The sequence below is a fragment of the Legionella antarctica genome, from assembly GCF_011764505.1.
Lineage (GTDB): Bacteria > Pseudomonadota > Gammaproteobacteria > Legionellales > Legionellaceae > Legionella > Legionella antarctica.
The window spans coordinates 3,317,178-3,341,151 of record NZ_AP022839.1 but is presented as its reverse complement, the minus strand read 5'-3'; the positions used below and the strand labels follow the sequence as shown (position 1 = coordinate 3,341,151).

Below are 23,974 nucleotides of genomic sequence, written 5' to 3'. Positions count from 1 at the left end.
TCTCGAGATAATTCCGCTTGCTGACGCGCGCGGCTCGGATTAGTCCGGGCTCAGTGGCAGACACTTACCCGGCGATTCTGACAGGATACGTTTTATTTGTATAAATAAATAGATTTAGAAGCAAAGTAACCCAGCGGGTTAAAAATGTGGTAGAATGTTGTTCTTTGTTCTTTGGCATGGAAATGCTATTGATACAGCTTTAATGAATCCATAGGAGTTGCTAATGGCAATTGTCGCAAAGCGCACTATAATGTCTTTATTTTCTGATGTTGATGATGTTTACAGTCATCAGGTCCGTATTGTGTTGGCTGAAAAAGGTGTTAATGTAGAAATTCTTGCTGTAAAGCAAGATGAGCCAGGCGCAGATCTTCTAGCCCTAAATCCATATGGCACTGTTCCAACGCTGATTGATAGAGAGCTCGTACTTTACGAAGCTCGGATTATTATGGAATATTTAGACGAACGTTTTCCTCATCCTCCTTTATTACCTGTGTATCCGGTTGCTCGTGCAGAAACTCGTAAAATGATGCATAGAATAGAACAGGATTGGTATTATTTAATGACGTTCATCAATAGAGATGAAAATGCTGATCAGGCTCGAGCTAATTTACTTGAAAGTTTAACCAGTCTTGACCCTGTATTTGCTGATAAACCTTATTTCCTAAGTGATGAATTTTCATTATTGGATTGTGCTTTAGCTCCTTTGTTATGGCGTCTGCCTAAATTAGGTCTGGAAATTGTGCCAGAGTTTGAGGGATTAATTGCATACATGCAGCGTGTGTTCAAACGTGAATCGTTTCAAACGAGTTTGACAGATGCTGAGAGACAAATAAGAGCGGCTTAATATTATGGCAATGACATCAAATAAACCTTACTTGATTCGCGCTTTCTACGATTGGATTGTAGATAATGAGTTAACACCTTATATACTGGTTGACGCGACCTATTCGGGCGTCCAGGTTCCTAAGGAACATATCCGTCATGAGCGTATTGTACTAAATATCTCTCCATCTGCAACACGGGGACTTTTGCTGGAAAATGATCGCATTGTATTTACAGCTCGTTTTTCAGGGCAAACAGAGCAAATTTTTGTTCTTCCAAATGCAGTTTTAGAGATTTACGCTAAAGAAAATGGCAGAGGAATTGCTTTTGCAATTGAAGAGGATGAGGGGCCTCCTCCAGCTAGCTCTTCCGGCTCATCTGAGTCTGATACTGGTACAAGAAAGCCATCTTTGAAATTGGTGAAGTAGTTTTTTTTGCACTATCACTTTTAAATTAAGAAAAATCGTAGGTTGGCTAATGGTAATACCTTAGGTAATGTCATTGGCCCAATTGCCCAACAGGTGGCTATGGGCAGGAGACACTGCTAAAAATTACTGTCTTTGCTAGCGGACCGAAGGAATCTAACGTGTTTTTTGGTAAAACCGTACGAGATTGTTGTATTACTCTCGCAGCATTGGGATTTTCTTTCTTAGCTTGACTTTGGACTTTACAGTGACGTTATGTACTATGAACCAGTATGGAGCAAACGGTGGTTAAGCCAGATCATGTCCTCTACCGCAGTGATCAAATCAGAGCTTGTGAGCAACAAGCCATGCAACTGTATCCATTGGATGAAAATGATTTAATGTCTCAAGCAGGAACCGAGGCATTTTTTTTCGTACAGCGTTTATATCCTCAAGTGCGGCATATAGCGGTATTTTGTGGCTCAGGAAATAATGCTGGCGATGGTTATATCCTGGCAAGGTTAGCTCATGAGCATGGGCTGTCGGTCACTGTATATCAATGTAACGCTTTGGAAGACCTGCCTTCCGCAGCAAAAAATGCTGCTTTATTGGCTCTCGCTGCAGGAGTTGATTGTCAATCAGCAGATGAAGCACTTGAGACTGAGGCGGAGTTAATTGTAGATGCTCTGTTGGGGATAGGATTAAAAGGGCCTGTCCATGGTGTGATCGCTACGGCTATTCATCAGATTAATTCGAGTGGATTACCCGTCGTATCCCTGGATATTCCTTCGGGATTGAATGCGGATACAGGACAGGTAGAAAACTTCTGTGTCAAGGCCAATTTCACACTTACGTTCATTGCACTTAAAGCAGGTATGTACACTTTAGACGGCCCGGATTATTGTGGTGAAATTCATTGCAGACATTTACAACTCGAAGCCTGTATCGCTAAATTGAATCCCTGCGCATTTTTGTTAAATATTAATAGCCTATCTTTGCCTTTAGCTTTACGCAAAAAGAATTCACATAAAGGCAATTACGGAAACGTATTGGTTATAGGAGGAGGACCCGGCATGCCAGGTGCAGTGAGCTTGACAGCTAAAGCTGCGATGCGAACAGGTGCCGGGTCAGTAAACATCGCCACTTGGCCCGAACATGCTCACAGTGTTTTACCTTTGGTTCCTGAGGCGATGATTTGGGGGATTAAAACAGCCAAGGATTTAAAACCTCTTTTAGCTAATGCAACAGTCTGCGTTATCGGGCCTGGACTTGGTGAAAGTGATTGGGCAAGAACCTTATTTTTAGCCGCAATTACCTCGCAGTTGCCCATGCTAATTGATGCCTCTGCATTGAGATTGCTATCAGAATACCCACAAGTAGACGATAATTGGGTTTTAACCCCGCATCCTGGCGAAGCAAGTAGTCTGTTGTCTTGTTCGGGAGCAGAAATACAGGCAGATAGATATCAATCTGCAGCGGCTATACAACAACAATATGGGGGTGTTGTGGTACTGAAAGGAATCGGGACCATTATTGAGACGGATGAGCAAAAGACCTTTATTTGCCCAAAAGGTAATCCTGGTATGGCTACAGCTGGAATGGGTGATGTATTAAGCGGTATAATTGCTGGACTTTGCGCTCAGGGTCTATCTTTAGCTGAGGCGGCAAAGTTAGGAGTATGGGTACATGCTTGTGCCGGAGATACAGTAGCAGAGGATTTGGGTCATGTCGGAATATTAGCCACCGATTTGCTTGATATTTTGCCTAAAATTCTTAATGGCAATACTAAGAAATGAATCCTGGTGAAAACGATAAAATAATAATAACTCTAGAACTAATTAACGAAAAAGCCAGCGAACAATTTGCATCACAACTGGCTTCTTGTTTAAGCGCTCCTTTAGTCGTTGCTTTGAGTGGGGATATTGGTGCAGGTAAGACGACAATTGTTCGTGCCATGCTTAGAAGCCTGGGCATCCAGTCAGCAATTAAGAGTCCCACTTTTTCATTAGTAGAAAGCTATATATGCCATAACCTTCACATTCATCATTTCGATTTATATCGAATACATCATGAGGATGAGTTAGAATATTTAGGTTTTAGGGATTATTTCTCTAATGAGAGTATTTGTTTTATTGAATGGGCAGAACATGCCGGAAAAACCTTGCCACGAGTTGATATTCGTTTTAACTTAAGTATTAAAGGGGCTGGACGTGAGATGCAAATTACCGCATCAAGCGAAACTGGCAAAAGAATTTTAGCTTGCCTGGCAGGTGAATAATGATCATGCGCGCATGGGGTTTGTGGGTAATGATGTCTATCAGCTCTATTGCTGCATCTGCGGCGCTGCTAAAAAATGTTACTGTGTCACAGCAGCCAAATAACACAACTCTTTTTTTTACTATTAAAGGCTCGTTCACTCATAAATTATTCACTTTGACTCTACCTGACCGCGTAGTATTAGATCTAAGCACAACGACACTGGGAGTCAATTTAAACCAATTAAGAATTACAAACTCCCTTATTAAGCAGGTACGAAGTGGTTCTCCTGATGCCAAATCCTTAAGATTGGTACTGGATATTAATCAAAAAGTTCAGGTAAAAACTTCTCCCTGGCTGTACAAAGGAAAAGTTAATGGTATTCGAGTCGATTTGATGGGTAGCAAAAATATTCATGAGGCTATTAATTCAAACGTCCCTTTTAGTCAAGCCAAATCAAAAAAGAGAATAACCAGTTCCACAAAAATACCAATCAAAATGGATCAAAATCAACCTGTCATTACTCATAAAATGCCTATTAATGTTCCTCATAGCCCCTCTAATAAATATTTGCGCGATGTGGTGGTCGTGTTAGATGCAGGTCATGGTGGCAAGGATCCGGGAGCAAAAGGTCCAGGGCGCAGCCAAGAAAAACATGTGGTTCTGGCAATAACGCTAAAGTTAAAACAACTAATAGACAGACAACCGGGCATGCGCGCAGTTTTAACTCGCACAGATGATTATTATGTAGGCCTTAGGGAGCGCCTGGCAATTGCCAGAAAGTATAATGGAGATGTGTTTGTTTCTATTCATGCGGATGCCTTTAATAATCCTCATTCCAATGGCGCGTCAGTATTTGCTTTATCCCAAAGCGGAGCAACCAGTGAAGCTGCACGTTGGATTGCTGAAAAAGAAAACTATTCCGAACTAGGTGGAGTGAATCTGGAAGAATTGGATGATACCAATGGCGTAGTACGCTCTGTATTAATTGACTTATCCCAAACGGCAACTATAAATTCAGGTTTGCAAATGGGGGGAAGGGTCCTCGGGCAATTGGGCGGTTTTACCAACTTGCATAACGGCAAGGTGGAGCAGGCACGGTTTATGGTTTTAAAATCTCCGGATATACCGTCCATTTTAGTGGAAACCGGATTTATTTCAAATCCCGTTGAGGAAAGAAATTTAACTAATGCTGCTTATCAAATCCGGTTAAGCCAGGCAATTTTTCAAGGAATCAAAGCCTATTTTTGGGATCATCCTCCTCATGGTACGCGCATAGAAGCAATGACTACAAATAAATTTCATATCGTAAGAACAGGAGAAACCTTACCCCAAATAGCGGCGCGTTACCATACCTCTATTACAGCAATGCAAGGATTGAACCATTTACCAGGTGATGCTAGAGTGAATCCTGGACAAAAACTAGCCATACCTTCCACATGGGCATAAGAATTCATCAACTACCTCCTGCAATAGCCAATCAAATTGCTGCAGGAGAGGTAATAGAAAGACCCGCTTCCGTTGTTAAGGAACTATTGGAAAACTCTTTGGATGCAGGAGCAGATTCTATTACCGTTGAAATAGGGTATGGCGGACTGAATCAAATCAAGGTCAGTGATAATGGGGTAGGTATTGTTGCTGAGGATCTGCCCTTAGCCGTTGCCGCACATGCTACCAGTAAAATCACAACATTAGATGATTTATATGCAATTAACAGCATGGGGTTCAGAGGAGAGGCTTTGGCGAGTATCGCTTCTGTTGCCAAATTCACCATCAGTTCAAGACCGGCGCAACAAGAACATGCGATGATGCTGCAGGTTCATGACTCCATAAGTACTCTTGCACCCTGTGCCCGTAATGTTGGGACAACGATTGATGTTGTTGATTTGTTTTTTAATGCCCCAGTGCGTAAGCGATTTCTTAAAAATGAAAAATTGGAGTTTCAAGCCATAGAAATGGTCATTAAACGTTTTGCCTTGAGTGCTCCTCAAATTGGTTTAGTTTTAAAGCATAATAATAAACTCATCCTATCTTTACCCGCAGCGATCAATGAGCAAGCCAAACAGATACGCATGACGAAAATATTTGGTACAGCATTTATAAAAGATGCGATTAGTGTTGATACAGAACGAGGGGTGATGCGTCTTTGCGGGTGGGTAAGTGGTCCTAATTATCAACGCAGTCAGAATGACAGGCAATGGGTATATATTAATCATCGTATGGTTAAAGATAAGTTAATAAATCATGCATTAAAACAAGCGTACGATGGGTTACTTTACCCGGGTCGATTTCCTGCCTGCCTGCTATATTTAACTATCCATACAGCTGAAGTTGATGTGAATGTTCATCCAACCAAACATGAGGTGCGATTCCAACAACCTCGTTTAGTCCATGATTTTGTTACCTCACAATTAACCAATGCTTTAAAAGCAGGGGCACTAAAAAATGAGGAAAAAGTATATGAGTATGGTTCCTATTCTGCATCTAAAGAGTCTGTGGATATTTGCGAGCCTTATTTATCACCGAACCATTTAAGAGGAACTGAGCCCGTCTCCAATTTATCAGCCTCTGCAAAATCAGATGATGGTCCAGGAACTACCCTGCAGGAGCAAAATGGTTTATCTCGAAGAGCTCATCCTTCTGCACAATGGAGTAGTTCGCCTCGAAACGCTGTCTCCGGAAAATCAACCTTATTAGTTGAAAATGAATCTTCCTGGACATTTCTCAATGATCAATATGTTTTGATTTTTCTAGAGCAACAACCCCATATTGTAGATCTGATTGCCCTCCAAAAAAAATGGTTAATGAACCAATTAAATTCGGCTAATTTACCGTTGGAGAGTCGACCTCTCTTGGTACCCGTTAGCTACGAGGTATCGCCAAAATTAAAAGAGAGAATGAGCCAATTCCAACAGGCTGTTGAACAGGCGGGACTTCACACAGAATGGTCAAAAGAAGACAGATTGCTAATTCGAACCGTACCTATTAAAGTTCCCTATTTAGACATTCGTTTATTTATAGAGTCATTAATTGAGTTAGAATCTATTCAGCTTGAACAGGTGATTCAAGAAATATGTCAATGCCAGCGTTTTGATCCTAAACGTTTAAGTAGCGAAGAACGAATGGAATTGAATTTCTTTTTATTGAGTGCCCGAAATCAGGGAGCTGAGCTTGAGGGTATCTTTAAAGCTTTATCAGTAGATGATTGCAGGATGTTCGTACATGTCTAATCTAGTATTTTGTTTGATGGGACCCACGGCCTCAGGGAAGACTGCCTTAGCCTGTGAGTTAGTGAAACGCTTTCCCTTTGAAATTATTAGTGTTGATTCCGCTATGATTTACAGGGATATGAATATAGGCACTGCTAAACCTTCGAGCCAGGAACTCCAATCAGCTCCCCACCATCTGATTAATATCAAAAATCCGGTTGAGTCTTACTCAGCTGCACAGTTTTGTACGGATGCGTCTTCATGGTGCGATTCTATTATCAGTAAAGGAAAGGTGCCCTTACTGACCGGTGGGACAATGATGTACTTTAATGCCTTGCAAAAGGGATTATCTGTACTTCCAGAAGCTAATGAAAACTTGCGTAAGCAATTAGAGGATGAAGCCTCTCAGTATGGCTGGCCTAAGCTCTATCAAAAATTAACGGATATCGATCCCAATACTGCTGACCGTATTCATGCTCATGACGCACAGAGAATTCAAAGAGCTCTAGAGGTATACTATTTAACGGGGAAACCTTTATCCACGTTGCTTGCAGAAGAAAAAAAGGTCTCGAATTTTCGTTTTACAAATCTTGTTCTTTTTCCCCAAGATAGATCGTGGTTGCATGAGCGAATTGCTCAACGATTTGAGCAAATGCTGGTTGATGGACTGGTTGAGGAGGTTAATCATTTGCAGGACAAATGGAAGGTGCAAGTGAATTTACCGGCAATGCGCTGTGTTGGATACAGGCAGGTTTTGGAGTATCTTCAAGGGGAGTATGATTACGCGGCTATGCGTGAGAAAGGAATTGCTGCAACAAGGCAATTGGCTAAGCGTCAATTAACCTGGCTCAGACATTGGGATGATGCTTTATTTTATGATCCGCAAGATCGGACTTTTAGTGAAGAGATTATAGCGAAAACCAAGGAAATATTAGATAATGGTGTTTCTTAATTCTACCCATGCCGTAAAGGAAAATCATGCTAACATCAAACAAAGAACCGGCAAGTACTAAAAAAAATTATGTTGTGCACCCAAATGAATTGCCACTGAGTTGTCCAACAGACGATATGGTACTATGGAATGCTCACCCTAAAGTGTACCTTCCTATAGAAAAAACAGGTGTAGAAGTATGTCCTTATTGCGGATCGCGATTTGTGTTGCAGAATGATTAACTCTATTTGTATCATCAGACTCTCCGCTTTAGGGGATGTTCTGATGATGGTTCCTTTAATCCGTACTCTGCAAACCTGCTTACCTGATACCAAATTGACCTGGATTATTTCAAGACCGGCATTTGATCTGGTGGAAGGAATCGATGGAGTGGAGTTTATCGTCATTGATAAGCCTAAAAGTCTAAGTGATTTATGGCGATTTAAAAAGCAAATGCGTTCTCGCTACTTTGATGTTTTACTTGCACCTCAGGCGAGTCTAAGGACCAATTTACTTTACCCCCTAATTAAAGCCAAGCGTAAAATTGGTTATGATGCGCTGCGGGCAAAAGATATACATGGATGGTTTGTGAAAGAGCGGATTGCTCCTGGATTGGATCATACGCTAGACGGTTTTTTAAAATTTGCAGAGCCCTTGGGTGTCAGGGAAAAAATAATTCGTTGGGACTTATCCATAGCTGCTGCCGATTACGAATGGGCAGAAAATCATTTACCCCAACAAGGTCCTATCCTTGTTGTTAATCCGGCAGCAAGCAAGCCAGAACGCAGCTGGCCAGTAGAGCGATATATCAGCGTGCTGCAACAAGCTCGAAAGCTATGGCAGGCTCAGATTGTTTTAACGGGAGGTCCAGGAGATTATGATAAGTTGCTGGCTGATCAAATTCTTCAGGAAATTCCGGCGATCAATCTGGTGGGTAAAACAAAACCCAAACAATTGTTAGCCGTGATTAGCAAAGCGACAGCGGTTCTTTGTCCTGATACAGGGCCTTCTCATATGTCTGCTGCAGTAAATACTCCTGTGGTAGCCCTGCATGCAGTAACTAACCCATTAGTTTCCGGTCCTTATGTTTTTCAACATTTGGTAGTGGATCGATACCCACAAGCAGTCGAACAGGTTTTAGGACTGACGATGGATCAACATGTTTGGGGCACACATGTGCATGGAGATGAAGCCATGAAATTAATATCTGTTGATGATGTAATTAAAAAGTTAGCTGAAATTTTTTAAAGGCCAGTTGAGAATACTCCGTCTGTGAGTTAAAGAGTTTTAAATGAAGGTATTGGGTTTAGTTGCTTAAAATTTTTCTTCAATTCTCCTCAAATCAAACTTAATAGGATTCAAGCAGCTAAGGCTGTAGCTTTCGAATCACTAATAATTATCTGATTTTTAATAATTTTTTTACGAAAGAAAGATATGATGCTCAAAGAAAGAATCGACACACTATAGCTGGATCTTTATATATTGATTACAAACAAATGAGATTTGAAAAATTCATTAATCCAGCAGCTAGGTTTTCTACGAATAGCTTTAGCTTGTACCCATTTATATTCTAAAGGATTAAGACCTAGGGAGGTAAGTACACGCGGGAAAGTTTATAGAGTAAAAACAAACTCCTTTAGCATTGGCAGGTGCATCATAATGAACCAGTATGGCCTTATTTGATTCTTTTTATGGTATTATCTCGACCTTGTTAATGATTTAATGAGTTACGATGCCAAAAAATTTATACTCCAAACAGGAGGTACTCGAGTGTGCAAAAAAAATATGCTCTGAAATAAACCAACAAATCCCTCTGGCATCTAACCGTTATCGTCCCTCACTAGAGGACGAGCAAAATTTCGACGAGGAATTGGAGCGTGCAGAGGTTGAATATTATTTAAATAAACATATTACTAGGTTATTTAATAACTATGCCCAACAAAACCAGCTAATTGATAAAGAGTTTTCTTCTTCTGAGCATCTTAATTTTATTGCAATGGCGATAGACTCTGTTGGTACTGTTTATGAGGAAATCAAGATTGTAAATGAAATATTGAAAAAACCAGTGCAGGTCACTCTGGATGTACTAAGAGATAACCTTAAACAGACTATAGATCAAAAAATCAAATCCCTACAAAATAAATACGGCCTTACGATTAGCAATAAGTTATTAGAAGCCAAATATCAATTCACCAAACGAATGAAGTTAGATAGTGAACTAGTTAAACACAGAAAAATTCTTAAAAATCAACTCGTTTCTATAGTAAGTTCGTATTTTCAAGATAAACAAGAAGATTTGAAAGACAACGATAAGCTCTATGAAAATTTGGTTAAACTGAATCACTTTGCTGCGGGTTACCATTGGGATCAAACAAAATGTACTTCAGGCTATTGTGGAGAACATAGTTCGTTAGCTCTACATAAAATTTTTCAATCTCCACTCGTCTTTTATGTTAACAGAATAGAGTTCATTACTTTAGATTGGTTAAATAACGAAGGGGAGGCTCTAGATAACCATGTTTTCATTGCCATCAACCGAGAACCAAATAGTGATTTAAAAGATACTAAAACCTGGGGCCAGGAAGCAGTATTGATTGATCCCTGGAATCAGTTAGTATGTTATGCAAGCAAATTCCACACGATTCCTGATGAGTATTATGATTACTCTTCTGAGGGTAAATGGGACTCAGTTATTTATACGGAAAAAGATTATGATATTTATGCTAAAATAGGTGATGATCAGAAAAATTATGCCATCACTGAAAACCGCAACATCGATAAACGCAGTGCGATTATCACGGATGAGTATCAATTAACATCCATTGATTCTGATGGATATCAGCTAACACGTAGCTTATTGCTTGAGTTAGCCCAAAAAAGTCGTCCCACCAATTTTCAGACCCCCATTGATTTCTTTATTACCACCTGCAGCAATAAGTTGATTATGCCCATATTAGGTTTAAAAACAGTAGGAATTGCTATCCATAAAGATTTTTTTAAGCTCATTGAAGAGGGTAAGGCATCCGTTGACGATTTACAAATTGGTGTTGCCAGTACACTGTATGAGATTTTGCATCATGGTCTAATTGGTCAGCAGTTCCGCTTGGATTTTAATCGCTTTTTGGAATGTGATCGTGATTTAATTGCCCATAACAACTGTGGTGATGGTTTAATTCACTATTTGCGCTTATACCATGGTTTTCTCAAATCATATCAGGAGCAAGACCATAAATTAGAAAATAACCTACTTGATTATCTTGATGTGGATAAACAACAAAAAGCCATAGAACAACGCATTAAGGCGATTACAACCATGTTAGCGTCAGATGAACATGTTTCTAAACAGTCAAAGGAAATACCTTTACCTAAAGATATTGCAAATGAACTACTGCCTCTACAATTCAAAACTTATTTTAGTCAAGATTTTAAAACTAAAAAATCGATTGTAGATCAATTAAATTATCTCACTTCATGTTTTGCTGATTTGAAAATTGAATTAATACCGCATGAATTACATCGGCATTCTCTAACACGCCGAGTTAGGGAATACTGTTCCTTACTGGAATCTATGCACATTGATTTTAACGATGAACAGCAATTTATTGCAGTGAATCGGTTAATTCAGCAAGCATATGATGCAAGAGTCCCTGGTTTTGATCAAATATATATTGCATTAACAAAACCCAAAAAAGATGAATATGGACTAGTAGATGATAACGTTCGGGCTCTAGGACCATTTTTAAAGTGTCTTGAATCACTAATAAAGATAACGAAAAGTTCTTCATATAGTATGGCATCCACCTTAGCTTCAGAATTTATAGACTTATGGGATAACGAATTTATGAAGCTATTTGACGTAAATGTTGGGCGTTCGGTAGATGAATACATACGCGATTTTTATAAAATACACAAGGTTTATCCTACGGGAAATTCCCGTTATTTTGGATCAGAAATCGGAACACATATTGCAATAGATAACTCAGTAAAAAACTCAGGCGTGCTCTTAAAGTATATGACACGATATTCTGATCAAAACATTGCGAAATTATTTTATATTTTGGGAAACCACAGCCACTCGGTCTTAAATACCCTATCTCCAGATGATTTATTTGCATTAATGCATAAATATTATGACCGCAAGGTGGATGGCTTTAAGTTTGAATATGAAACACAGATTCATACCTTTAAACATATTATTAGTCGTAAAATGTTAATCACAGATATGTTCAATTCACAGCTGGGGTTCAAAGATAAAATTGAGCTATTTGTTAAAAAAAATGCAGATTTACTGACAACACCAATAGCGTCCTCTCCTAGAGAGCCAACCTGTAACTTCAATGGTGAAGCAACCCAATTTTTATTACAACAATTCACGTCCATTATGCAAAATGGAACTGCAGATGATAAAGAAGTAGTGAAAGATTTTTTTCTATTCAAAAGCAATCCAAATAGTCTGTATTATATTCAGAGCCGCCTCGGTTCACACCCGCATCAATTGGACTATGATTCGCTATTTGTGCAGTTTATAATTGAAGGAAGATATCAAAATTCTAAAGTTTATTTCTTTTCACCTAAAGAAAAAATGGAGTTTTATCTTAGCTCGGGAATATTTCATGGTCCATGTAAGTTACCAGCGAAGCAGTATATTGATCTTTTAAATCTAAATCATGAAACCCTTACTCTCGAGAGCCTGACTAAAATTTATAATCAACTAGTTCAACATGATGTTCGAAGCTATCATCCAATTTGGGATTTATTGGAAGGACATTTAAAACTGGTAAAACCGTATACGTTATTATCAGCAGACACTCAAAAATTAGTTGCTCTTATCCAAAAAACTGCTAAAAACTCAAAACATGGCTCATCTCCTGTTAGGAATTTCGTAAAAAAGATTGAATGGAATTTACCGAGTCAAATATCACAATTATCCGTTGAGCAATTAAAAAATTTAGTCTATTTATATCGAGCATTTAATACGTGTGGTACTTATCCTTCTCTTAAAGATCAATTGCGTTATCAGCAGCTACTTTTTGAAGGCATAAAACAATCGTCCGTGCCTAAACAATTAGAATTATTCGAGCTCATTTTATTTAACCAAGATTTTTCAGAACCGATTTCCGACTTTCAATTCACTAAAACGCTTATTGATTTATTTATTGCTGCCGCAATGAAGCAGTATGATGTTGATGATGGTTCAGAAACTTATTTTCAAAATATAGAACCTCTACTTGAATGCATTGCTAAGCATGTACCAGTAAGAGACAGAGAAACGGTCTTTGCCAAATTGCTTGATCGTATTCAAGCACAAGAAAAAGTATGCCACTTTGCAGAGCCTCATGTTCACGACTTAAAAATTAAAACCTATAGAAAAAACGAACAGGTTGACATTGATAACACAAGAATAACAGGACTTTCAGCTCTTTCACTTTATTTTGGCGAAGAACAAAAAGATCAACAAGAACTTATTGAGTTTCTCTCCTCATCATTATCTGAACCATCACTGAAACAATTTACGACTTTCATAATGAATCATCCTAAGCGCGATAAGATTCTAGAGGTGATGGGTATGAATAAAGAGAGCATCATCATTAAAGAAGACGATATAAGATATTACAATACAAGTATTTATCATCACTTTTGGGATGTATCACTGGAGGAACGCGCGGTTATTTTTAATCATCTGCTTATCCCGGCGCAACATACGAGTTCTGAAAAGAAAGAAAAAGAAGCTTATAAACAGGCTCTTAAATTGGTGGGAAAACGTTTATTTCCTAATGCAGCTAAAGAAAACTCAGATGATCACTTTGCCATGGAACTACTTAATTCTTATTTGGAAACATCAAATAAATATCAACGCGGTATTTTACTTGCAGGTATATTAGTGGCGTCAAACAAACACGATAATTCAACGACGCTTACAACAGGTAAGAAAATCGCATCTTTGTGTGAGCACATGGGGCCTGCTTATGTGAAATTGGCGCAGGCTATTCATAGTTATCCAGGCACACCCTCTTCTTTACGTAGTGACCTTGCTCATGTGAAAGGTCATGCAAGCCCACTAGCGCGTTGGGAACTATGGCGATTACTTGAATTGCATGTTACTCAAAATGATAGGGCTAAAATAAAATATGTTGGCCGTTTGCTTGGTTCTGCATCATACAATCTGGCCCTTGAAGTGATATTACAAGATGATACTAAAGCCGTATTAATTTTGTTACGTGAACAAGCAGCCCTAAATGCAAATAAAGGCTTTGCTCACTTGGGAAAAACCATTAAGCATTGCAAGCATGAGAGAATGAATTCAATCCGTGAGCCTATGTTATCTATTTTATCTGAGGCGGAAAAACAATCACTTGTTGAGCTCGATCCTGTTGCAAGTCAAAAGCAATTTTTATTAGCACAGTATCTTTATATAAATGACCGGTTTAAATTCGCTAGTGATTATGATTTTGACATCAAGCCTGCTCAATATATCTGTGGAGGAGATGGTTATCGTATTATCACCAAATTAGAAGGTACAGAATTTAATGAATTACCGACTAAAGTTCAAGATGTGATATGGGTCCGCATGTCTGGAACAAAATTAAGGAAAAATAAGAGCTATTCATCCATCATTTATAGTTAAAAATTCACTCAAATTAACCTATTTAAACCTACTCAATACCGTATGAATAGTGATTGCTACTACGAATTGTCTTAGGTCATTTTACCACAACTCTATCAGAATGACTTATCCACAAGTCCACAGGTCAGGAGAGCTTCACTTTCTCGTATAGGCCTGTGGGCCTTGTGGGTAAGTCATGACGCTCTCATTTAGGGTTTATGGTCTTTTCCGGCCATAATACACCTCTGCGGGCGTTAAATAATTAAAGGACTGGTGAAGCCTTCGGTTATTATAATACTCAAAATACTCCGTTAAGGCCAGCTCAACCTCTTCAATTGTATCAAAATCATACCGGTAGATTTTTTCTTGCTTAACACTACGCCACAATCGCTCGATAAATATATTATCTAAATAACGTCCTCGCCCATCCATGCTGATAGAAATGTGGTGAGATTTTAGCGTATTTATCCAATCTTTTGAGGTAAATTGAGAACCCTGATCCGTGTTAAAGATCTCACAACGCGAATGCAGCAAAGCGTTTCTAAGCGCCTCAATACAAAATTCAGCCTCCATAGTAGGTGAAATAGCCCATCCAATCACATAACGACTATACCAGTCCATAATAGCTACTAAATACACATGCTTTCCTTTCATGCGGATGTAGGTGATATCTGCGGCCCAAACCTGATTTGGTTTGGTGATATCCACCTCTTTTAATAAATAAGGGAACACCTCATGCTCCTTATTGGGAACGCTTGTATTTGGCTTTGGGTAAACAGTCGATAACCCCATCATTTCCATCAACTTTTTTACTCGACGTTTACCAACAGGATAGCCTACTTCTTTTGACAGCCATCTTGCCCGCTTAATTTTACCTTCACATGGATACTGCAGATAGTGCTCATCAAGTAGCGCCATAAGCGCTTCATCTTCGACAGAAATGGGCTTGGCACTATAATAATAACTTGAAACAGGCAAGTCTAATAGCAAGCATTGTTCACGAATGGTGAGCTCGGCAAGAGGATCAATCATGACGCGCTTTTCATCCAGACTAAAGTTCATGCTTTTTTTTTAGCCAAGATAGCTGCGCTTGAAGTCGACCAATTTCTTGATATAATGCCTCAACAAGCTGCTCTTGGGACTTGGCTTCTTTTTCATTAGCCCCAGAGAATAAATCGTTAATGGCTTTGATGGCCGATTGCTTCCAAGTTTTTACCTGCGTTGCGTGAACACCGTATTCACTGGTAATTTGCGCTTGTGTGAGTTTCCCCTCAATCGCAGCTAGCGTTATTTTTGCCTTCTTGGCCGCCGTATAATAAGCTCGCTTTTTAGACATTTTATTCTCCTCTTTGTATTAAGAAGAATAGCTCTTAAAAAACCTTTTTTTGTGTCCAGAAAACCGCGCCTATATTAATGAGATTCGATTAAAAAAGGAAGTCGCCAAGGCAATCATGACCATAGAGTTAACTAATATATTTAGTGGATTGCCTTTTGACTCTGACAGACATGGTAATCAACTGCGAGTATACGTTGAAAACGGCAAAGTTCAACTTGGTCAATATGACTTTGGTGAAATGGCATTAGAAAAACCATCTGAACATGAAATTGCGCTATTTTGCAAAGCGTTATCTGATTTGCCTGAAGCATTTTCCAAATCTAGTTCTTTTGATGCGGCATTTGAATCAATATTAAGCAAACATATTAATTTAGAGCAGCATGAGGAAAATAAACAGTATTTGATGCGTATTCGAAAAGCAATCTTGGCATTGCACGACTTTCAGATGGAATTAACCAATAATGAATTGATTTGGATAATAAAAAACATCGCCCAATCTACGGAAATTAACAGTAAAATTCAAAAATCAATAGTAGAGGTTCTTGAGTCTTTGTTACCGTTTCAATTTGCTATTCGAATTTCTAATAATATTACGAATATTTTTACCGGGTTAATGAATGGGTTAAGTCATACTTTGTTCGGAGCATCGGATATTGATACTGAACAAGAAAATAATAAAACACAATCCATTGAATTAAATGAATCTCGTAAATAAATTCAAAAAAATATATTTTATCGAGATTGTTTAACCTTTTTGGGTCACTGCAACTTCCCATCAGTTATACCCTTAGGGGAAAAATCAAGATCATAAATCTGATCTGATTTAAACGCCTTATTATGAAAAACACGCCAGTCTATAGAACACCTTAATTGATTTACGTTCATTGAATAATAACTGTTTTTTCCATCATGGGTGCGCGGGCAAAATGTTGACCCAGCATGAAGTAACGCGCATTGTTCTCCCCTGTTTTTATTAATCAATTTTAAAGTTGCGTAATGAAGATGTCCGGTGCAAACGATATGAATCGGACTTTCTTTTAAATAAGTCAAAAATTCTGCTGTATTATTTAAGGGCTGATGCAATCCTAAAAAATATTGAAGGTTATGATGAAAAAATAAAATATTTAATTGATTTGGTGTATTCGAAAAATGATTTTTTATTTGAGCTATTGCCTCATCGCTTAAGTTGCCATCTTTAATTTTGAAGGGAGTAGCACTATTCACGCCTAGAATATTGACTTCTTCAGTACTAAAACTTGCCTCAAGCTGAGAGGAAACGTACTGAATATAGTTTTTAAATGGATGCAAGAATCGTTTAAACGGATTATATAAAGGAATATCATGATTACCAGGAACAATAAGTAGGGGCATCGTAAAATAGTTCAGGAATTTTGATAGCTGTTGGTATTCTTTGGTGCGGGCTCTCTGGGTTAAATCTCCCGAAATAATAATCAGGTCAGGTTTTGACAAGGCTATATCTTCAAGGAACGCATTAACAATCGTTGTGTCATGCGCTCCAAAATGAAGATCGGAAATATGTACGATTTGATATGGGTCCGCATGTCTGGAACAAAATTAAGGAAAAATAAGAGCTATTCATCCATCATTTATAGTTAAAAATTCACTCAAATTAACCTATTTAAACCTACTCAATACCGTATGAATAGTGATTGCTACTACGAATTGTCTTAGGTCATTTTACCACAACTCTATCAGAATGACTTATCCACAAGTCCACAGGTCAGGAGAGCTTCACTTTCTCGTATAGGCCTGTGGGCCTTGTGGGTAAGTCATGACGCTCTCATTTAGGGTTTATGGTCTTTTCCGGCCATAATACACCTCTGCGGGCGTTAAATAATTAAAGGACTGGTGAAGCCTTCGGTTATTATAATACTCAAAATACTCCGTTAAGGCCAGCTCAACCTCTTCAATTGTATCAAAATCATACCGGTAGATTTTTTCTTGCTTAACACTACGCCACAATCGCTCGATAAATATATTATCTAAATAACGTCCTCGCCCATCCATGCTGATAGAAATGTGGTGAGATTTTAGCGTATTTATCCAATCTTTTGAGGTAAATTGAGAACCCTGATCCGTGTTAAAGATCTCACAACGCGAATGCAGCAAAGCGTTTCTAAGCGCCTCAATACAAAATTCAGCCTCCATAGTAGGTGAAATAGCCCATCCAATCACATAACGACTATACCAGTCCATAATAGCTACTAAATACACATGCTTTCCTTTCATGCGGATGTAGGTGATATCTGCGGCCCAAACCTGATTTGGTTTGGTGATATCCACCTCTTTTAATAAATAAGGGAACACCTCATGCTCCTTATTGGGAACGCTTGTATTTGGCTTTGGGTAAACAGTCGATAACCCCATCATTTCCATCAACTTTTTTACTCGACGTTTACCAACAGGATAGCCTACTTCTTTTGACAGCCATCTTGCCCGCTTAATTTTACCTTCACATGGATACTGCAGATAGTGCTCATCAAGTAGCGCCATAAGCGCTTCATCTTCGACAGAAATGGGCTTGGCACTATAATAATAACTTGAAACAGGCAAGTCTAATAGCAAGCATTGTTCACGAATGGTGAGCTCGGCAAGAGGATCAATCATGACGCGCTTTTCATCCAGACTAAAGTTCATGCTTTTTTTTTAGCCAAGATAGCTGCGCTTGAAGTCGACCAATTTCTTGATATAATGCCTCAACAAGCTGCTCTTGGGACTTGGCTTCTTTTTCATTAGCCCCAGAGAATAAATCGTTAATGGCTTTGATGGCCGATTGCTTCCAAGTTTTTACCTGCGTTGCGTGAACACCGTATTCACTGGTAATTTGCGCTTGTGTGAGTTTCCCCTCAATCGCAGCTAGCGTTATTTTTGCCTTCTTGGCCGCCGTATAATAAGCTCGCTTTTTAGACATTTTATTCTCCTCTTTGTATTAAGAAGAATAGCTCTTAAAAAACCTTTTTTTGTGTCCAGAAAACCGCGCCTATATTAATTCTCATGATGGATTTTTCAAAATAGTTAAGGCAGAAGGTAAAGATTGATAATATAAAGGAGATTTTATCTGGGTGGTTTCGCCATCGAGTGAGATGGTTATTTTTTTCTCATTCTCAAAATTGATTTCAATAGGGTATTTCGATTGCTTTATTTCAAAAAGATTTTTTTTGGAAAATATGCTTTGGAATATTTTAAATATCCGTATTTTGCCGTGTTTAAAATAATAAAGACCAAGTAATGATTTATGGAAGCTTTCTCTTTTAAAGGTTGATATGGGTCCGCATGTCTGGAACAAAATTAAGGAAAAATAAGAGCTATTCATCCATCATTTATAGTTAAAAATTCACTCAAATTAACCTATTTAAACCTACTCAATACCGTATGAATAGTGATTGCTACTACGAATTGTCTTAGGTCATTTTACCACAACTCTATCAGAATGACTTATCCACAAGTCCACAGGTCAGGAGAGCTTCACTTTCTCGTATAGGCCTGTGGGCCTTGTGGGTAAGTCATGACGCTCTCATTTAGGGTTTATGGTCTTTTCCGGCCATAATACACCTCTGCGGGCGTTAAATAATTAAAGGACTGGTGAAGCCTTCGGTTATTATAATACTCAAAATACTCCGTTAAGGCCAGCTCAACCTCTTCAATTGTATCAAAATCATACCGGTAGATTTTTTCTTGCTTAACACTACGCCACAATCGCTCGATAAATATATTATCTAAATAACGTCCTCGCCCATCCATGCTGATAGAAATGTGGTGAGATTTTAGCGTATTTATCCAATCTTTTGAGGTAAATTGAGAACCCTGATCCGTGTTAAAGATCTCACAACGCGAATGCAGCAAAGCGTTTCTAAGCGCCTCAATACAAAATTCAGCCTCCATAGTAGGTGAAATAGCCCATCCAATCACATAACGACTATACCAGTCCATAATAGCTACTAAATACACATGCTTTCCTTTCATGCGGATGTAGGTGATATCTGCGGCCCAAACCTGATTTGGTTTGGTGATATCCACCTCTTTTAATAAATAAGGGAACACCTCATGCTCCTTATTGGGAACGCTTGTATTTGGCTTTGGGTAAACAGTCGATAACCCCATCATTTCCATCAACTTTTTTACTCGACGTTTACCAACAGGATAGCCTACTTCTTTTGACAGCCATCTTGCCCGCTTAATTTTACCTTCACATGGATACTGCAGATAGTGCTCATCAAGTAGCGCCATAAGCGCTTCATCTTCGACAGAAATGGGCTTGGCACTATAATAATAACTTGAAACAGGCAAGTCTAATAGCAAGCATTGTTCACGAATGGTGAGCTCGGCAAGAGGATCAATCATGACGCGCTTTTCATCCAGACTAAAGTTCATGCTTTTTTTTTAGCCAAGATAGCTGCGCTTGAAGTCGACCAATTTCTTGATATAATGCCTCAACAAGCTGCTCTTGGGACTTGGCTTCTTTTTCATTAGCCCCAGAGAATAAATCGTTAATGGCTTTGATGGCCGATTGCTTCCAAGTTTTTACCTGCGTTGCGTGAACACCGTATTCACTGGTAATTTGCGCTTGTGTGAGTTTCCCCTCAATCGCAGCTAGCGTTATTTTTGCCTTCTTGGCCGCCGTATAATAAGCTCGCTTTTTAGACATTTTATTCTCCTCTTTGTATTAAGAAGAATAGCTCTTAAAAAACCTTTTTTTGTGTCCAGAAAACCGCGCCTATATTAGGTTGCTGGAAACTCATAAGAATAAAGATTGTTGCTTACCATTAAAAATGAAGTACGCAAATTCAGATTTAAATTTTTGCTTTTTATTGTCAAATTAAAAACAGGATGTTGTTTAAAGCTTTCAATAAATCCAGGGATATAGCTTAACCATTTGTTGTAGGTTTTATTGTATTTTTCTGTTTTGACAGCAAACCTGGGATAAAAACCTATGGATGAGTTATTTATAAAAATGAAATCATTAACTTTGACTAAATCAATCTTGACTGTTTTTTTTGCACTTAAGCTGTCAACAAGTTTCTCAATAGTAAAAGGTAACTCTAATTCTTTAGCAAAATGGTTAAGGGTTCCCAGGGGAATAACACCTAAAATTATTGGAATATTGGCACAATAATGAGCAGCAGTTCGTATTGTCCCATCACCTCCACCTACCAAAATAATTTGATGCTCATGAATACATTGCTTTAGTACCGCAGGTAAATTTTTTGGTGTGGTTCTATAGGAGATATGAGGAATGTTGGCATTTTTTAAACCATCTAAGTAATATTTGGCCTTACCGGCATTTTTTGCTTTTTTATTAATAATCACCCCAATAGCATCCATTTCTTCTCTTCTCCTCAGGCTCCTTTTAACTTATTTGCAGCGATTCGTCTGATTATAACTATTTTGAAAATAACAGAGATAATTAAACAGTATAGTCCATTAATAATGAATTTTCTTTTTGGATTGGCTTTTTGTATCAATTTCTGGCTAGCATTCAATTTGATCTAATAATTCAATCTGTTCATTAAGATTTACTATCTGATTTTGCCAATATACAGGTGTATTAAACCAAGGAAAACTCAATGGGAATGCTGGATCAGTCCAGCGTTTTGCAAGCCATCCTGAATAATGGAGCATACGAAGTGTTCGTAATACTTCAATTAAATGGCGCTCGCGCGGGTTAAAATCATGAAACTCACAATATCCCTGTAGAATCTTGGTCAGTTGAGTATCCATTTGTTTGGGCTCACCGGAAAGTAACATCCAAATATCCTGTATCGCCGGCCCCATGAGGCAATCGTCCAAGTCTACAATGTGGGGACCTGATTCGCTCCATAACACATTTCCGGCATGACAATCACCGTGCAAGCGTATTTGATTAACGTGACCTATACCTTGTATTATCTGTTTGATTTTTTGTAAGGCTGTTTCGACTGTTTTGCAAAAGTTTGGTCTTAAATAATCCGGAATAAAGCCGTGTTCAATCAGAAATTCATAGGGTTCATGGCCGTAACTTTGGGTATTTAATTGGAGTCGATTTTCAAATGATTGGCATGCACTTACTCCGTGTAATCGCCCAATAAAACGCCCCATCCATTCCAAATGCTTGCTATTATCTAATTCCAGGGGGCGGCCGCCTCGTCTATGAAAGAGGGCAAATCTGAAGTCCCGATGATGGTGTAAGGTTTTATCATTTATAACCAGTGGCGCAATAACAGGTAGTTCATGTTGTACCAGTTCAAGAGAGAATTGGTGTTCTTCCAGAATGGCTTTTGAACTCCAGCGATGAGGTCTATAAAATTTTGCGATGAGAGGTTCAGCTTTTTCAACCCCTATCTGATAAACGCGGTTTTCATAACTATTGAGTGCAAGCAGGCTGCCTGTGCAAAGAAAACCTGTACTTTCAACTGCATCCAAAATGACATTTGGATCGAGTTGAGCATAGGGTGTTTGACTCTCGTGATTCAAGTGAATCCTTAGATAATAAGTATGGGTTGTATTATACAGGTTGTTTACAACAAGCGTAGGTTAAGAGCTAAGAAGATGAAACTCTCGTTATACCTGATAAATTATATTTTTTGATTTTTTAAGAAGCTGTAGAATAGATAGAATGTTCTATATGAGAATACTCTTGAATGAAATCAAATCAGCTATTAAAAATTATTTTAGCCAGCGCATCACCAAGACGCCTGCAAATATTACAAGAGCACGGATTAACTGCCTCGATCATACCTGCTCATATTGAAGAGAGTTTGCAAAATGGAGAAGAAGCTAAAACCTATGTAACTCGACTTGCCAGAGAAAAAACTCAGGCCATCATACCACTGGTTGGATCAGAAAACGTCGATCTCATAATTGCCGCTGATACAACGGTGGTTTATAAAAATCATATTTTAGAAAAACCTCATGACTTTGAGGATGCACATAGAATGCTGCGGATGCTGAGCGGCAACGTTCACAAAGTGTACACAGGTTATGCTTTAATTTTCCTACCAGAACAACGATGGTATATTAATATAGGCGCGGTTTTCTGGACACAAAAAAAGGTTTTTTAAGAGCTATTCTTCTTAATACAAAGAGGAGAATAAAATGTCTAAAAAGCGAGCTTATTATACGGCGGCCAAGAAGGCAAAAATAACGCTAGCTGCGATTGAGGGGAAACTCACACAAGCGCAAATTACCAGTGAATACGGTGTTCACGCAACGCAGGTAAAAACTTGGAAGCAATCGGCCATCAAAGCCATTAACGATTTATTCTCTGGGGCTAATGAAAAAGAAGCCAAGTCCCAAGAGCAGCTTGTTGAGGCATTATATCAAGAAATTGGTCGACTTCAAGCGCAGCTATCTTGGCTAAAAAAAAAGCATGAACTTTAGTCTGGATGAAAAGCGCGTCATGATTGATCCTCTTGCCGAGCTCACCATTCGTGAACAATGCTTGCTATTAGACTTGCCTGTTTCAAGTTATTATTATAGTGCCAAGCCCATTTCTGTCGAAGATGAAGCGCTTATGGCGCTACTTGATGAGCACTATCTGCAGTATCCATGTGAAGGTAAAATTAAGCGGGCAAGATGGCTGTCAAAAGAAGTAGGCTATCCTGTTGGTAAACGTCGAGTAAAAAAGTTGATGGAAATGATGGGGTTATCGACTGTTTACCCAAAGCCAAATACAAGCGTTCCCAATAAGGAGCATGAGGTGTTCCCTTATTTATTAAAAGAGGTGGATATCACCAAACCAAATCAGGTTTGGGCCGCAGATATCACCTACATCCGCATGAAAGGAAAGCATGTGTATTTAGTAGCTATTATGGACTGGTATAGTCGTTATGTGATTGGATGGGCTATTTCACCTACTATGGAGGCTGAATTTTGTATTGAGGCGCTTAGAAACGCTTTGCTGCATTCGCGTTGTGAGATCTTTAACACGGATCAGGGTTCTCAATTTACCTCAAAAGATTGGATAAATACGCTAAAATCTCACCACATTTCTATCAGCATGGATGGGCGAGGACGTTATTTAGATAATATATTTATCGAGCGATTGTGGCGTAGTGTTAAGCAAGAAAAAATCTACCGGTATGATTTTGATACAATTGAAGAGGTTGAGCTGGCCTTAACGGAGTATTTTGAGTATTATAATAACCGAAGGCTTCACCAGTCCTTTAATTATTTAACGCCCGCAGAGGTGTATTATGGCCGGAAAAGACCATAAACCCTAAATGAGAGCGTCATGACTTACCCACAAGGCCCACAGGCCTATACGAGAAAGTGAAGCTCTCCTGACCTGTGGACTTGTGGATAAGTCATTCTGATAGAGTTGTGGTAAAATGACCTAAGACAATTCGTAGTAGCAATCACTATTCATACGGTATTGAGTAGGTTTAAATAGGTTAATTTGAGTGAATTTTTAAC

Annotated in this window: 23 protein-coding genes; 14 read left to right on the top strand and 9 right to left on the bottom strand. The window is 38.7% G+C overall.

The features are described from left to right. Window positions 1–223: 223 nt before the first annotated feature. The 10 genes from HRS36_RS15775 (at window position 224) to HRS36_RS15730 (ending at window position 14,247) form a co-directional block, all read left to right on the top strand. Window positions 224–844 carry a glutathione S-transferase N-terminal domain-containing protein gene (locus HRS36_RS15775; protein ID WP_173238036.1) on the top strand — a complete coding sequence of 207 codons (621 nt, stop codon included), beginning with the start codon at window positions 224–226 and terminating at the stop codon, window positions 842–844. Between the two features lie 4 nt (window positions 845–848). Next, window positions 849–1,250, top strand: a complete 402-nt coding sequence (locus HRS36_RS15770) for a ClpXP protease specificity-enhancing factor (protein ID WP_173238035.1) — start codon at window positions 849–851, stop codon at window positions 1,248–1,250. 269 nt (window positions 1,251–1,519) lie between these two features. Next, window positions 1,520–3,022: an NAD(P)H-hydrate dehydratase gene (locus tag HRS36_RS15765; protein WP_420814310.1), complete on the top strand. Its 1,503-nt coding sequence runs from the start codon at window positions 1,520–1,522 to the stop codon at window positions 3,020–3,022. Beyond that, window positions 3,019–3,504 (top strand): tRNA (adenosine(37)-N6)-threonylcarbamoyltransferase complex ATPase subunit type 1 TsaE, encoded by a 486-nt coding sequence (gene tsaE / locus HRS36_RS15760; RefSeq protein ID WP_173238033.1) that lies wholly within the window; start codon window positions 3,019–3,021, stop codon window positions 3,502–3,504. The genes HRS36_RS15765 and tsaE overlap by 4 nt, the downstream gene beginning before the upstream one ends. A 5-nt stretch (window positions 3,505–3,509) precedes the next feature. Continuing rightward, a complete protein-coding gene (locus tag HRS36_RS15755; RefSeq protein ID WP_420814309.1) occupies window positions 3,510–4,931 on the top strand; it encodes an N-acetylmuramoyl-L-alanine amidase in 1,422 nt (473 codons plus the stop codon). Next, window positions 4,922–6,712, top strand: a complete 1,791-nt coding sequence (gene mutL, locus HRS36_RS15750) for a DNA mismatch repair endonuclease MutL (RefSeq protein ID WP_173238031.1) — start codon at window positions 4,922–4,924, stop codon at window positions 6,710–6,712. The genes HRS36_RS15755 and mutL overlap by 10 nt, the downstream gene beginning before the upstream one ends. Next, a complete protein-coding gene (gene miaA, locus HRS36_RS15745) occupies window positions 6,705–7,643 on the top strand; it encodes a tRNA (adenosine(37)-N6)-dimethylallyltransferase MiaA (RefSeq protein WP_173238030.1) in 939 nt (312 codons plus the stop codon). The genes mutL and miaA overlap by 8 nt, the downstream gene beginning before the upstream one ends. Before the next feature lie 26 nt (window positions 7,644–7,669). Beyond that, window positions 7,670–7,864, top strand: coding sequence for a zinc-finger domain-containing protein (locus HRS36_RS15740; RefSeq protein WP_173238029.1), 195 nt, complete (start codon window positions 7,670–7,672; stop codon window positions 7,862–7,864). After that, window positions 7,857–8,870, top strand: a complete 1,014-nt coding sequence (locus HRS36_RS15735) for a glycosyltransferase family 9 protein (protein ID WP_420814308.1) — start codon at window positions 7,857–7,859, stop codon at window positions 8,868–8,870. Before HRS36_RS15740 ends, HRS36_RS15735 begins: the two co-directional genes overlap by 8 nt. 484 nt (window positions 8,871–9,354) lie before the next feature. After that, window positions 9,355–14,247 carry a hypothetical protein gene (locus tag HRS36_RS15730; protein ID WP_173238027.1) on the top strand — a complete coding sequence of 1,631 codons (4,893 nt, stop codon included), beginning with the start codon at window positions 9,355–9,357 and terminating at the stop codon, window positions 14,245–14,247. Between the two features lie 195 nt (window positions 14,248–14,442). Here the strand turns inward: HRS36_RS15730 and HRS36_RS15725 are convergent, their stop codons facing one another. Together HRS36_RS15725 and HRS36_RS15720 are read right to left on the bottom strand one after the other, a co-directional pair. Continuing rightward, complete coding sequence (locus HRS36_RS15725) at window positions 14,443–15,288, bottom strand: IS3 family transposase (RefSeq protein WP_173235473.1); 846 nt, start codon at window positions 15,286–15,288, stop codon at window positions 14,443–14,445. After that, window positions 15,278–15,562 (bottom strand): transposase, encoded by a 285-nt coding sequence (locus HRS36_RS15720; RefSeq protein WP_173235475.1) that lies wholly within the window; start codon window positions 15,560–15,562, stop codon window positions 15,278–15,280. The genes HRS36_RS15725 and HRS36_RS15720 overlap by 11 nt, the downstream gene beginning before the upstream one ends. A gap of 49 nt (window positions 15,563–15,611) precedes the next feature. Between HRS36_RS15720 and HRS36_RS15715 the strand changes: the two genes are divergently transcribed. Continuing rightward, window positions 15,612–16,277, top strand: coding sequence for a hypothetical protein (locus HRS36_RS15715; protein WP_173238026.1), 666 nt, complete (start codon window positions 15,612–15,614; stop codon window positions 16,275–16,277). 44 nt (window positions 16,278–16,321) lie between these two features. Here HRS36_RS15715 and HRS36_RS15710 read toward each other — a convergent pair whose 3' ends face one another. The 7 genes from HRS36_RS15710 to HRS36_RS15680 form a co-directional block, all read right to left on the bottom strand. Further along, on the bottom strand, window positions 16,322–17,062 hold the full coding sequence (locus HRS36_RS15710) for a metallophosphoesterase family protein (RefSeq protein ID WP_338033753.1): 741 nt from the start codon (window positions 17,060–17,062) through the stop codon (window positions 16,322–16,324). 312 nt (window positions 17,063–17,374) lie between these two features. Beyond that, entirely contained in the window at window positions 17,375–18,220 is an 846-nt protein-coding gene (locus HRS36_RS15705; protein WP_173235473.1) for an IS3 family transposase, read from the bottom strand. Continuing rightward, window positions 18,210–18,494, bottom strand: coding sequence for a transposase (locus HRS36_RS15700; RefSeq protein ID WP_173235475.1), 285 nt, complete (start codon window positions 18,492–18,494; stop codon window positions 18,210–18,212). The genes HRS36_RS15705 and HRS36_RS15700 overlap by 11 nt, the downstream gene beginning before the upstream one ends. A gap of 614 nt (window positions 18,495–19,108) precedes the next feature. Then, complete coding sequence (locus HRS36_RS15695) at window positions 19,109–19,954, bottom strand: IS3 family transposase (protein ID WP_173235473.1); 846 nt, start codon at window positions 19,952–19,954, stop codon at window positions 19,109–19,111. Continuing rightward, entirely contained in the window at window positions 19,944–20,228 is a 285-nt protein-coding gene (locus tag HRS36_RS15690; RefSeq protein ID WP_173235475.1) for a transposase, read from the bottom strand. The genes HRS36_RS15695 and HRS36_RS15690 overlap by 11 nt, the downstream gene beginning before the upstream one ends. 74 nt (window positions 20,229–20,302) lie before the next feature. Further along, window positions 20,303–20,905, bottom strand: coding sequence for a diacylglycerol/lipid kinase family protein (locus HRS36_RS15685; RefSeq protein ID WP_173238025.1), 603 nt, complete (start codon window positions 20,903–20,905; stop codon window positions 20,303–20,305). A gap of 147 nt (window positions 20,906–21,052) precedes the next feature. Further along, complete coding sequence (locus HRS36_RS15680; protein WP_173238024.1) at window positions 21,053–22,033, bottom strand: serine/threonine protein kinase; 981 nt, start codon at window positions 22,031–22,033, stop codon at window positions 21,053–21,055. A gap of 167 nt (window positions 22,034–22,200) precedes the next feature. Between HRS36_RS15680 and HRS36_RS15675 the strand changes: the two genes are divergently transcribed. The 3 genes from HRS36_RS15675 to HRS36_RS15665 are packed head-to-tail and all read left to right on the top strand — an operon-like array spanning window position 22,201 to window position 23,774. Further along, window positions 22,201–22,620 carry a Maf family protein gene (locus HRS36_RS15675; protein ID WP_173238023.1) on the top strand — a complete coding sequence of 140 codons (420 nt, stop codon included), beginning with the start codon at window positions 22,201–22,203 and terminating at the stop codon, window positions 22,618–22,620. A gap of 34 nt (window positions 22,621–22,654) precedes the next feature. Beyond that, complete coding sequence (locus tag HRS36_RS15670; RefSeq protein ID WP_173235475.1) at window positions 22,655–22,939, top strand: transposase; 285 nt, start codon at window positions 22,655–22,657, stop codon at window positions 22,937–22,939. After that, window positions 22,929–23,774: an IS3 family transposase gene (locus tag HRS36_RS15665; protein ID WP_173235473.1), complete on the top strand. Its 846-nt coding sequence runs from the start codon at window positions 22,929–22,931 to the stop codon at window positions 23,772–23,774. Before HRS36_RS15670 ends, HRS36_RS15665 begins: the two co-directional genes overlap by 11 nt. Window positions 23,775–23,974 lie beyond the last annotated feature (200 nt).